Source organism: Bacillus timonensis (genome assembly GCF_000285535.1).
Taxonomy (GTDB): domain Bacteria; phylum Bacillota; class Bacilli; order Bacillales; family Bacillaceae_L; genus Ferdinandcohnia; species Ferdinandcohnia timonensis.
In genome coordinates, this window is record NZ_HE610987.1 from 313,511 (window position 1) to 324,265 (window position 10,755).

Annotated in this window: 9 protein-coding genes; all 9 read right to left on the reverse strand. The window is 37.2% G+C overall.

Annotation, left to right across the window (positions count from 1 at the left end; all coding sequences use genetic code 11):
* Positions 1-12: 12 nt before the first annotated feature.
* Positions 13-138 carry a hypothetical protein gene (locus BTHG_RS27970; RefSeq protein WP_408605285.1) on the reverse strand — a complete coding sequence of 42 codons (126 nt, stop codon included), beginning with the start codon at positions 136-138 and terminating at the stop codon, positions 13-15.
* A 347-nt stretch (positions 139-485) separates the two neighbouring features.
* Complete coding sequence (locus tag BTHG_RS15895; protein WP_232284488.1) at positions 486-2,237, reverse strand: EAL domain-containing protein; 1,752 nt, start codon at positions 2,235-2,237, stop codon at positions 486-488.
* 336 nt (positions 2,238-2,573) lie between these two features.
* The gene (locus BTHG_RS15900) at positions 2,574-4,874 is read right to left on the reverse strand and encodes an ATP-binding cassette domain-containing protein (protein ID WP_010677725.1); all 2,301 of its coding nucleotides are present in this window, start codon (positions 4,872-4,874) and stop codon (positions 2,574-2,576) included.
* Positions 4,875-4,974: 100 nt separating this feature from the next.
* Positions 4,975-6,030 carry a HupE/UreJ family protein gene (locus BTHG_RS15905; protein ID WP_010677726.1) on the reverse strand — a complete coding sequence of 352 codons (1,056 nt, stop codon included), beginning with the start codon at positions 6,028-6,030 and terminating at the stop codon, positions 4,975-4,977.
* 93 nt (positions 6,031-6,123) lie between these two features.
* Complete coding sequence (locus BTHG_RS15910; RefSeq protein ID WP_010677727.1) at positions 6,124-7,659, reverse strand: CehA/McbA family metallohydrolase domain-containing protein; 1,536 nt, start codon at positions 7,657-7,659, stop codon at positions 6,124-6,126.
* Positions 7,660-7,871: 212 nt separating this feature from the next.
* On the reverse strand, positions 7,872-8,465 hold the full coding sequence (locus BTHG_RS15915; RefSeq protein WP_332306437.1) for an HAD-IA family hydrolase: 594 nt from the start codon (positions 8,463-8,465) through the stop codon (positions 7,872-7,874).
* A gap of 95 nt (positions 8,466-8,560) precedes the next feature.
* A complete protein-coding gene (gene arsC, locus BTHG_RS15920; RefSeq protein WP_010677729.1) occupies positions 8,561-8,980 on the reverse strand; it encodes an arsenate reductase (thioredoxin) in 420 nt (139 codons plus the stop codon).
* A 21-nt stretch (positions 8,981-9,001) separates the two neighbouring features.
* Positions 9,002-10,300 carry an arsenical efflux pump membrane protein ArsB gene (locus BTHG_RS15925; protein ID WP_010677730.1) on the reverse strand — a complete coding sequence of 433 codons (1,299 nt, stop codon included), beginning with the start codon at positions 10,298-10,300 and terminating at the stop codon, positions 9,002-9,004.
* 14 nt (positions 10,301-10,314) lie between these two features.
* Complete coding sequence (locus BTHG_RS15930; protein ID WP_010677731.1) at positions 10,315-10,659, reverse strand: ArsR/SmtB family transcription factor; 345 nt, start codon at positions 10,657-10,659, stop codon at positions 10,315-10,317.
* Positions 10,660-10,755 lie beyond the last annotated feature (96 nt).

Below are 10,755 nucleotides of genomic sequence, written 5' to 3' on the forward strand. Positions count from 1 at the left end.
ACTAATGTTACATCACTTGGAACTTGATGAGTCTTTTTTTACCTGTTGTTCAAAGTAATAATACCTTTCTGTTTGCTGAATATGATTAGTATCTTTTCGGTTAAACCCCTCACCCAAGAACATTGCATGATCCTTCATGATTCTTAACAAAAGCTATCTTCTGTAAGGGATTGTTCTACAAATAATTGTTCTGAAGAGATTCAGGTTTTTGTAGCAAACGATCCGAGTGAAATTAACATTTGATTAAACTGAACCATACCTCATGACCAGGAAGTTGAGGTTGATTCTGCATGACATCACACCTTTGCTCTGACTTTATTACTAAAGATATTTGCCTAGTAATAGAAATATGTTTTGGACAAGAACATATAGTTCAGGATATTCATATGCATGGTGATTCAGTAGGAGTTGACACGTATATTTGAGTTCCTCTAAAAAAAGCAACGCCATAATTGACGTTACTTTCTCTACTTTACCGATTCAACTTAGACATTCACTTCTCTTAAAAGAAATTCTTCAAACGCTTGACTATTTAATGGCTTGCTAAAATAGAAACCTTGTCCAAATATTAAACCATCTTTGTTTAGTTCATTGACATGTTCCTGAGTTTCGATTCCTTCTGCAATTACATTTAAACCTAAGGTTGTTGCTAGGGTTAGGACGGATTTTACAATGGCTCTGCTTTCTTCATTGACATGAATATCTTTAATAAAGGAGGCATCGACCTTTAGTGTATCAATCGGAAGATGCTTAAGATAACTAAGCGAACTATATCCCGTTCCGAAATCATCAATTGAAATTTGAATTCCCAATTGGCGAATTTCCTCAAGAACGGATGCAGCATCATTCACATCCATAAAAACACTCTCTGTCACTTCAATTTCTAGCCATTTTGGGTCTAAATCTATTTCTTTTAGTATCTTCTCAACTGTTTTGATGAAATGAGGGTCCTCAAGCTGTCGGATGGAAACGTTAACCGATATGACCAATGATTGATAGCCATTTTCTTGCCATTCCTTCATTTGCCTACAGCTTTCCCGCAGGATCCATTCCCCTAGTGGCACAATTAATCCTGTTTCTTCAGCCAATGTTATAAATTTACCAGGTGGAATGGTACCAAGCTCAGGATGTTTCCATCTAACCAAAGCCTCCATTCCAATTAGTTGTTTCGTAGAAATATTTAATTTTGGCTGGTATTCTAAATAGAATTGTTCTTCTTTTATCGCATTTCTTAATGCGCTTTCTAGTAATCTACGTTCTAAAGATTCACTTTTAATTTTACTATTAAAGAGTAAATAATGATTCTTTCCTTTATTTTTGACGTTATAAAGGGCATCATCTGCATTCTTAATCAGTTCCCTCGAAGTATCACCATCATTCGGATAGGTAGCTACCCCAATACTGCATGTTATGAAATACTCCTGCCCAGAAATGGAAATCGGGGTGTTAAATTTCGTTAGAATTTGATTCACATATTGTTTTAAATCCTCTTCATCTTTTATATCCTTGAATAATACAATAAATTCATCCCCACCTACACGACCTACTAGATCACTTGGGCGAATTGTGTCCTTTATAATTCTTGCGGCTTCAATTAATACCTGATCACCTACATCATGCCCCCACTGGTCGTTAATTGATTTAAAATTATCAAGATCAATAAATAGAACCGACATCTTAGAAGAAGAGGCCCTATTTTTCCTGTCAATTAATTCCCTATTGAATTCATTCATAAAAGAACGTCGATTCGGCAGGTTGGTTAATGTGTCATGAAAAGCTAAATGATATATTTTTTGTTCGAATATCTTCCTGAATCGAATATCACGCATGACAACGAGAATTAAATCATTTTTAGAGAAGGTTGATTTGTCAATGACACTAAAACTGGCCTCTATATCAATATAATCCCCTTTGTTATCGCGGATACGAATCTCAATATGTCTAACTGTTTTCTTCTTCTTGCAAAAAATCCTTATTTCCTTGTTAACCACCACCTGATCGTCTGGATGAACCATATCAAAAAAATTAAGTTGTCCGATGGTAGATAAATTATAGTTTAATTGAGTTTCAAAGGAAGGAGACGTATATTGAAACGAGCCGTCTACTTCAATGAGACTTATTAAATCTGTTGTATTTTCAGCAATCAATCTATATTTTTCGTTTTGTTCTTCTACTTGTTTTTGTTTCGCTATATCAGAGCTTATGGATTTGTCTACATAATGTAGGGTCCTATTCATGTCTTCCACTTGAGTAAACTCCTTTAAGGTCCACAATTACCTTAATTAAGCCTAAATTCTTATGGCAATGAAGGAATTGTGAGAATTCTAGATTGTTTTTATCGTAGCATTAAACATATTTATCGTCAATTCAAGACTCTTGAATTCAAGATATTTTTTTATCACAATGATAACACGAGTATTCATGTTTTACAGAATGTTCCCGTGGAAACATTTAAAGGCCTGCCTCCATTGAATACACACAGTACTCCACTAGGGCAGACCTAACATTATTCTTTTTCACCTTTGGTTTACTTCTCAATCAACGATTCATCTTAGCCCTATGAGTTTCCTCATTTAAAAAACTCTTTCACTATTTTCATTGAATTGTTTTCCAACACTATCCATTACCCATTTCGCTGTTGTTGTCTCAGCTTGTAACATTTCTTCTGGTGTACCTTCGAATATGAGTTGTCCGCCTTGTTTTCCTCCTCCTGGACCCAATTCGATTACCCAGTCGCTCGCCGCGATAAAATTTAGATTGTGTTCGATGATGATGACAGAATTACCTCTATTTACAAGATTTTGAAATACGTCTAAGAGTTTTTCATTATCTTCTGTATGCAGTCCTAAGGATGGCTCGTCTAATAGGTAGATTTGTCCTTCTTTTTGTAAGTGGCTTGCAAGTTTTAGACGTTGAATTTCTCCTCCACTTAGGGAACTTGTCGTCTGCCCTAAGGTTAGATACCCTAATCCTACTTCTTTTAGCGTATGCACTCTTTTTAAAATCTTTGGTATTGTAAAATAATGAATAGCCTCATCTATTGTTAATTCTAGTATCTCTACGATATTTTTATTTTGATAACGGTATGAAAGGGCCACGTCTGAGTATCTCGTACCGCCACATGTTTCACAAGGGATAGTCACCGGATCTGCAAATGCTACATCTGGAGCTATAATCCCTTTTCCTTTGCAGATAGGACATGCTCCTAAGGAATTAAAACTGAATAAACCTGGTGGTTGTCCTGTTTCTTTTGAAAGTATTACACGAATATCGTCCATTATTCCCATATATGTAGCGAGGGTCGAACGGGTAGAGATTCCAATGCTACCTTGTCCTACCATGATTGTTTCAGGATATTTGTTCGCGAACGCTTCCAACAGTAAGGAGCTTTTCCCTGAACCTGATACTCCACATACAGAGACTAAGACATTCTTAGGAATTTGTACGCTTATATTTTTTAAGTTATTGTTACTTGCTTTATTTATTGTAAAATAACTCTTTCTATCCCTTGGATTTTTGTTTATTTTTAGTTTGTGGTTTAGGGCTGTTGCGGTTGGAGAGTTTTTTAGTCCATCTACAGTTCCTTGATAAATAACTTCTCCTCCATTTACACCTGCTCCTGGTCCCATTTCAATTATTTGATCCGCTATTTTTATTACGGATAGATTGTGTTCAATTACGATTACAGTATTATATTGGCTTTTTAACCTTTTTAGCATCTGTATTAACATATCCACTTCTTCTGGATGGAGTCCTGCACTTGGTTCATCGAAAATGTATGTGATGTTATTTAGACTGCTCCCCAAATGACGAGCGATTTTTACCCTTTGAGCTTCGCCACTGGACAAGGTACCCATTTTTCTAGATAGACTCAAATATCCCAGTCCCATATCGACTAGTTGTTTTACATGTGGGATTGCTTGTTGTGCAATCGATTCTCCCATAGGATCTTTTATGTTCGTTAGCTCTTCTAGTAGTTCTGGAAGCTCTAAACGATCATAATCTGCAATATGTAAGCCATCTATTCTACATTCTAATACCTTTGGATTTAGGCCTGAACCTTGGCAGGTTGGGCATAAAGATTGTGTTGAGACTTCAAAAACATCCTCCTGGGATACTTCTTTTAGCTTTGAGATATCTCTATTGATATAAAGGCGCTTAAATCGAGGTAATAGCCCATCCCACTCATGATCTTGAGGTCCATTTTTTGTATGAAACGGCGCATAGACTTTTTCACCTTCCGGGGGACCATATAATAGCAGATGGAGTTTTTCTTCTGAATAGTCCTTGATAGGTTTATCTGGATCAAATAAACCACCGGTCATCATCCATCTACCTTGCCAACCAGAAGGTGATAATGGCTTAAATTTTACAGCATAGTCTCGAAGCGACTTATCGAAATCGATTATCTTGTTTAGGTCTGGCGCAATTACCTCCCCAAATCCACCACATTCAGGACATCTACCAAAGGAACTATGACTCGAAAAATCGGTGGCAGAACCGATTGATGGCTTTCCAATTCTCGAGAATAAAAGTCTAATTAAAGGATCAATATCCATATAGGTTCCTACTGTTGATCGGGAATTGCCCCCTATTTGTCGTTGTTCTACTACTACAACCGGGCTTAGGTTTTGCATAAGATCAGCGTGTGGTCTTTCATACCTTGGCATTTGATTTCTGACATAGAGAGGGTAATTCAACGTCATTTGTCTTCTACTTTCTTTCGCTAATGTATCAAATACAACTGAGCTCTTTCCAGAGCCTGAAAGACCAGTAAATACGATGATTTTTTCTTTTGGTATATGTAAATCTATATTTTTTAAATTATGTTCTTTAAGCCCTTTTAAAATGATTTCATCCTTTCTGTCTGACATTTGGTCCTCCTTTCTGATTTATCTACTCGTTTCTTTTCAGTTTACTACAAGTCTAGCCATAATTTCTTTTTCTAGTAACGTCTTACGTGTTACAGCTTTGTTAAAAAGCCCTTTCTACAAACCAGACTACTCCGAATGCTAAAATTGCGACCGAAGTTCCTGGAATCACCCATTTTATAGGTTTGAATGTCATTTGCTTCAACCACAGGAGAATTGGAAAGACCACTGAAACGATGATAAGCTGACCAATTTCAATACCGATATTGAAAGATAGTAGGGAAGTGACCAAATGGCTTCCATCAAGTCGCATTTCAGAGAGTATTCCTGCGAAACCGAATCCATGGATGAGTCCAAAACCAAAAGCAAGCCATGGCTGATGTTTTGAGTTAGGGTTAAAAATATTAATAAGTGCTACGTATATGATACTTAAAGCAATCGCTGACTCTACTAATCTACTAGGTAATTGCACAATATCTAGTGTTGCAAGTGCTAAGGTGATACTATGGGCAATTGTAAAAGCAGTGACCAAGGAGAAAATGTTTCGGATGTTCTTTGCTCCAAATAATAAGCTTATGACAAACAGAATATGATCATAACCTGTAAAAATATGTTCTAAGCCAAGTAATAGAAACTGCTTTGCAGATTGGATAAAAGTCACTTCTCCAATTTCGAGCTCTCTTGATTCGTATGACAGAACCGCTTCTTGTTGTTTTCCATTTAGTTTAATCGTTGCATAATTGGCATGACTTGGATCTGAATCATCTAGAAATATATTATAGTCTAAGACTAATTTTTCAGGTTTTTCATCTAGCTCATAGTTCAGGTCTATTACTGCAAACTGTCGCCCGTCAATCGTTTCAATATCAGATGCTTCAATGACTCCTTCCACTTTTACACTATCTGCATATAGATCAATATGTGAATTTATATATTCCTGAACGATTTCCGTTTCAAAAACTTGTTGACCGTCCATTTCTTTTTGCATGGAATGCCCGAGTTCTGTAAGATCAAGCTTCAGTTCATAATCGAGATTATTTCCATTCACATTAATGTGCGAGTACCCTTCACTGTTATTGGTATGAGCATAAGCTGAGGGAGATGGAAGTAAAGAGGTAATTGACATCATAATTAAAAAGAGTAAATATAGCTTTTTCATAAGATCCTCCATTTTTTGAATAGTATCGTTCTCTCGTGTTGAAAAAGGAAAAGACGAGGAGGCATTCGTCTCCTCGCCTTATTTTCTTTTTACCTATTTCGAAGTTTTGATAAACACCGGGTTAGAGTAGAACCAAAGGTCAGTCCACGGATTTTCTCCTCGAGGATCAATTTCAGGTTCTGTTTGTTGAGTATTTGTTCCACGTAAACGGATATAGCTGTCTTTATCAACATCTTTTAGTGTGTGGGTAATCTCGATATACTCACCTTTTTGCTTCCAGTCTTTCTTTGTGAAGGTTTTGACGACTTTCGTTGTCGCATTCGTTGCAGATGAACGATCTGCTACTTTTCCAGTAACCTCACCCATAATTAAGTCAACATGATCAACTGCTGGCTTATCGCCATTGGCGTTTGCAGCGTTTGGATCTTTAATACGTACCGTTACTGTTACATCTTTAGATTTTCCTGGTATCGTTAACGTTTCGCCGATAGTTGCTGAATTTCCTTTGGATTTCGCAAACCAAGGTGATTTTCCACCAGCTTGAACTTTTACGTCAAGTTCAGAGATGAGGTCGCCCGTTGTAACGAAAACATTTCCATTACGAATGCTCTCCATGATATCATCATAGTCTTTCTCTGCTTTTACATATGTTTTTGAGTATTCACCTGGCCAGAAGTCACCACCGCCATCGCGCCAGTTTACATGTGAATCAGAAGTAGCTGTAATCCACCAGTGTCTTCCTTCACCTAGCATAGAATCCCATAGTCCACCAACCTTTGCCGCCATTTGGTCAAATCCGCCCATTGTTGGATAGTTACCATATGAACCACGAGCACCATTAGGATCTTGAGAGCCATCCGGATTGATGGCTGTGGCCTGGTGACCCGGAGCGCCTTCCATACCGATAGAGATATTTGGTGCTATATCATTCCAATTACGAAACTCCTCTGGTGTATCTTGTCCCCATTGACCGTCACCTTTTGCTGAACGAGAAGGATGATGTGCAATATGAATTGGCTGCTCACTTTCGTCTAATTGTTTCATATAGTTAAGTGCTTCGATCATTGTAGACTCAGTATCTCTGCTGCCGTCATTTGGAAAAGGTTCACGCTTATTAAATTTGCTTTCAATATCATAGAGAATTTGTGACTCATTTTCTACTTTCGGAATCATTAGTGAACTATGGTCAGCAGCCGGTGTGTCAAACTCCATCCCATAGAATTGAAGAACTTCAGGAACAGCTTCACGGGATTTCAACAATTCAGGATATGCTTGCTCTAAGTTAACCTTAGAATGGTTAGGACCCCCATGATCGGTTGTCATTACCCAATCAAGTCCGTACTCCCTAGCCTTTTCCGCATTTTTCGAAATTGGATAAATGGCATCTCCAGCTCGGATAGGTGTCGGAGGATTTGTTGAATTGTCCCAGCCAACACTCCACTCACTATGTACGTGATGATCACCAGCAAGCCAAGTAGCGTTATTCTGTTTTACTTCTTCCTTTGAAAATTCCTTTGCTTCCACTTTATGACCATTTCCATCATTTAAAAAGGATTGGGTTGTAAAAGCTGTTGTAGCAAGAACCGTTGTTGCGATAATTGGAATTGCCTTCTTTACACGAGATCCCATTTTTCTACCTCCAAATTATTTATTTATTTAACGATTTAAATTATAGGCAGAAATTATGTTCGCTAGATTAATAGAATGTAAATACAATGTAAATATTTTTTATATTTAAACAATTGGGAAAATTGTACTAGGTAAAAAGAAATAGAAAAGTCTAGCTTTTAAAAAACAGGTAGAGCGAAAGTTTCAAAAAAAAGAGACCCCAACTATTGAGGTCAATTTGAATCTATTTTATTTACATAAGGAAGGACTGTCGTACTGAAATCAGCATAGCTGTCGAGGTGAAAGTCTGCCTCTATATCCGAATTATCAAAGGCAACTGTTTTAATTCCTAATTCTCTAGCCGGAATTAAGTCAAGTTCGCGGTCACCAATTACTAAATCAATCGGATAATCCTTCATCACATGTTGATAGGATGCTGCATGTGGTTTGCGGGCAAAGCCTTCTTCCTCGACCGAAACAACCACCTTAAAATAACGTAATAAATTAAACTTTTCCAGAAGGAACAGGGTAGACTCCTTGTCTCTGTGCGTGACGATAAAATTGTCATCGGCAACTTGTAAAACCTCTTTCACATGCTCAAAAGGCTGGCTGTTAAAAGAATACTGATTATATAATTTGATATATTCCTCACGCTTACTTTCATCAATTCCATAATGCTGAAAGGCCACTTTCGAGTTGACCTTGAGCCACTTCAGTACTTCATTAGGGTCCAAGTCTTTGCCGCTTAGATGGATAAACCCTTTGACCAATGCTGGATATGTATTGAATAATGTACCGTCAAAATCCCATAGAATATGAATGTGAATCCCTCTTTTCTCTTACATAATACCTACCTTTATAAAAATGAAACTGTATGAGGTTGTCCCAAATGCTAGGCTTTTGGGGATACCCTTTATTCTTTTTATTCACCTATTTCAGCAAACCTCTTTATTCTTTCACCGATTTGGTCACGAACACGTTGGAAAACAGCCCATTTTTCTTCCTCAGTTCCTTGAGCTTTTGCAGGGTCATCAAATCCCCAATGATCACGTTTTACATGAGGAGGTGTCATTGGGCATTTATCAGCTGCATCCCCACATAAAGTTACTACGAACTCAGCATTGTTAAGGATATCTGGGTCTATCATATCTGAAGTTTGGTCAGAAATATCAATACCAACTTCATTCATAGCTTTTACAGCATTCGGATTTAATCCATGTGCCTCAATACCCGCACTTTTAACTACCCATTCCTCACCTAAATACTTCTTTCCCCATCCTTCTGCCATTTGGCTTCTGCACGAGTTGCCTGTACATAAAAAGTAGATTGTTTTTTTTGACATCATGTATATCTCCTTTAAAGTTTATGAAATGATAAGTAACCAAATGTATAAGCCAACTAATGTGATGAATAACGTTGGAATCGTTAATATGATACCGGTTTTAAAGTAGGTTCCCCATGAAATTTTAACACCCTTTTGTGAAAGAACATGTAGCCATAATAAAGTGGCAAGAGAACCAATTGGGGTGATTTTTGGTCCTAAGTCTGAGCCAATGACATTAGCATAGACCAAGGCCTCTCTAATTACGCCACTTGTATTCGTATCCGCAATTGCAAGAGCATCAATCATAACAGTCGGCATGTTATTCATTAGAGACGAAAGAATCGCCGCGATAAATCCCATACCAATCGTTGCCGCAAATAATCCCTGATCAGCAGTAGCCTGGATAAGGTCAGCTAATAAATCTGTTAGTCCCACATTACGCAACCCATAAACGACTACGTACATACCAATTGAAAAAAACACGATTGCCCACGGAGCACCTTTTACAACAGTACGAGTATTTACGGCTGGACTTCTTCTAGCCATGAAGAGAAAGAAAATCGCTACGATGCTAGCGATTATAGATACAGGAATTTCTGTAAATTCACTTGCAAAGTATCCAATTAGAAGTATCCCTAATACAACCCATGATAAACGGAACATCTTCATATCTCGAATGGCTTCAACTGGCTTTTTCAATTGAGCCATATCATAATTCTTCGGTATACTCTTTCTGAAAAATAAATATAAAACGAAAATGCTGGCTGCTAATGAAAAGAAGTTTGGAACAATCATTCTTGAAGCAAACTCTGCAAAACCAATTCCAAAGAAATCTGCCGAAACAATGTTGACTAAGTTACTTACAACAAGTGGAAGAGATGTCGTATCTGCAATAAATCCACTAGCCATAATAAATGGGAAAACCATTTTTTCGTTGAAGTTTAGGTTTCGAACCATCGCCAATACGATTGGAGTTAAAATAAGTGCTGCTCCATCGTTGGCAAAGAACGCTGCAACTAATGCTCCTAATATCGAAACATACACAAACATTCGGACTCCATTTCCTTTTGCCGCTCTTGCCATATGTAGAGCTGACCATTCAAAGAATCCAATCTCATCTAGTATTAACGAAATGATAATAATAGCAACAAACGCTAAAGTTGCATTCCAAACAATCGATGTAACATCAATTACATCGTTAAAATCAACCACTCCTGCAAGTAAAGCTACGACTGCTCCACCGCAAGCGGACCAACCAATGGATAGGCCTTTGGGCTGCCAAATAACTAAAATAAGAGTTAGTAAAAAAATGACGGATGCTAAAACGACTGATGTCAATATATTCCCTCCAGTTACTCACACGAGATTCGTAATCCCTGTTGTTCTAGTTCTTGTAGTTTAAAATCTTGGCTAGGAAGATGCTCTACTAGATTTTGAATGAATGGATAATATTCACTTTCTTTGTTAAGGGAATAGATAATCCATTGTCCTCTTCTTGTTTCTCGTACGATTCCTGCATCTTTTAATTTACGTACATGTTGGCTTATTGCTGGTTGGCTTGTTTTGAAAATCTCAACAAATTCACATACACAACAATCATGATTATCTAAAATTTTCACCATCGTAAGACGAGTTTTATCCCCTAATAACTTAAGAATTGAGGCAGCTTTTTCTATTTCAATTCTTAACAGCTGCATAAAGAGCACCTCCTAAATTAAATATATAAACATTTGCTTATATAATATTTTACTTATATGTAGATTACAAGGATTTTTTTGTAATCATTTCTTAAT

Bases quoted from the DNA above. Each gene is read 5' to 3' on its own strand.
- BTHG_RS15895 (WP_232284488.1), bottom strand. From the start codon at position 2,237: ATGAATAGGACCCTACATTATGTAGACAAATCCATAAGCTCTGATATA.
- BTHG_RS27970 (WP_408605285.1), bottom strand. From the start codon at position 138: ATGAAGGATCATGCAATGTTCTTGGGTGAGGGGTTTAACCGAAAAGAT.
- BTHG_RS15910 (WP_010677727.1), bottom strand. From the start codon at position 7,659: ATGGGATCTCGTGTAAAGAAGGCAATTCCAATTATCGCAACAACGGTT.
- BTHG_RS15930 (WP_010677731.1), bottom strand. From the start codon at position 10,659: ATGCAGCTGTTAAGAATTGAAATAGAAAAAGCTGCCTCAATTCTTAAG.
- BTHG_RS15905 (WP_010677726.1), bottom strand. From the start codon at position 6,030: ATGAAAAAGCTATATTTACTCTTTTTAATTATGATGTCAATTACCTCT.
- arsC (WP_010677729.1), bottom strand. From the start codon at position 8,980: ATGTCAAAAAAAACAATCTACTTTTTATGTACAGGCAACTCGTGCAGA.
- BTHG_RS15900 (WP_010677725.1), bottom strand. From the start codon at position 4,874: ATGTCAGACAGAAAGGATGAAATCATTTTAAAAGGGCTTAAAGAACAT.